We start from the raw sequence: 1,312 nt of genomic DNA on the forward strand, positions 1-1,312 counted from the left end.
CTCAGATTCCGATATATGACACATCTACCCCTCCCAAAATCATAGGGTATACCTGATTACCTTACACATTTGAATTTAGCGTGACAGGGATTGTCACGGGTTTCAATTTGAAATTAGATAAAACCGCCTTGAAATCTGGCAAGAACAAGAGTCCAGTTGTGAGAGTGCGTTTCAACCAGCGCAAACCGAGTTGAAAAATGCTCAGAGTGCGTTCGTGTGCCGGATCGACGTGACACCGCAGGGTTTCGCCTTGCTTCAAAACGAATTCACCCAGTTCGTGGCACCAGAGTGTGGCAATGGCAAGAGCCAACAACAGACGATCAATGCGTTCGGCATGTTGTAAACGAGTATGCTCCATGTCAAAGCCGCCTGATTTGTCATCGCGAAAACTTTGCTCAATGCTCATGCGACGGTCGTATTCTCGCAAGCGCCCACGACAAGCGATTTGATTGGTGATGATCGCTACCATTTCTGGTTGGCCTTGTTTGTCGATCGTCCAGGTCACAGACACATTGGTTTTCAGCTTCTCTTCACGCGTGAGCAGGATCTCTTGATAATACCGATTCTGGTTTACCGGAACCAGGTTGTCCAAGCGGTCAGAGGTTCCGTCTGTCAAGGTGATGTAGGTGTTGCAGGCAACCCGAATCGCATAATTCCAGTCGAGTTTTTCGCATAGTTGCGCCCAATCGCAGTCGCGAAAGCCTGCATCCGCCAAAAACGTGACTTGCTTCACGTGCTTTTTCAGCAACCTTTGCACCTTCTCCAGCATGCTTTTTAACTTGGTTACTTTCACCAAGCCTTTGCCTTCCACGATTGTCCACGCCAATGGAATGGCTCGATTCCCATGTTGCAAGGAAACGCGAAAGACTTGCCAGCGATCTCCAAAGATCATCACGCCATCCAGAATGATAAACGCTTCCGCCCCTGACCAGCCAGACAACACATGTTCCAGAATTGCTTTGTAGAACTGCCACACTTTTACGTGGGGGTTCATCAACCAGCGTCGAATCTTTGTGACGCGCGACTCGGCTTTCGTTTCCATCGGCAAATGGTTGGCAATCTGACTTAGATTGGAAGACTGGCTTTGCAAGATTCCAACCACGATCCAAATCCAATTGGTCACTTGCTTTCCATTTTTCGCATGCACCAATTCTCTCAACTTTTCATTCAATCGGTTGTACAATTCCTGACTACTGCTCATCGGCGGCCTCCTTTGGTCGTGAAGCAACCAAATTATGCCAGACTTGATGAGCAGTAGTCTTTATTCATTCTGTAAGGTAATCAAACGCGAAGTCATATTGCCGTTTTGGTC

1 protein-coding gene is annotated in these 1,312 nt (G+C 47.7%); it reads right to left on the reverse strand.

Features of this window, described 5'->3' with window-relative positions:
* Positions 1–61: 61 nt before the first annotated feature.
* Positions 62–1,201, reverse strand: coding sequence for a transposase (locus QZT26_RS17680; protein ID WP_295104077.1), 1,140 nt, complete (start codon positions 1,199–1,201; stop codon positions 62–64).
* Positions 1,202–1,312 lie beyond the last annotated feature (111 nt).

The organism is uncultured Candidatus Kuenenia sp. (assembly GCF_900696675.1).
Lineage (GTDB): Bacteria > Planctomycetota > Brocadiia > Brocadiales > Brocadiaceae > Kuenenia > Kuenenia stuttgartiensis_A.

What these genes read in the sequence shown, in the direction of transcription:
- QZT26_RS17680 (WP_295104077.1), bottom strand. Translation starts at nt 1,201, where the DNA reads ATGAGCAGTAGTCAGGAATTGTACAACCGATTGAATGAAAAGTTGAGA.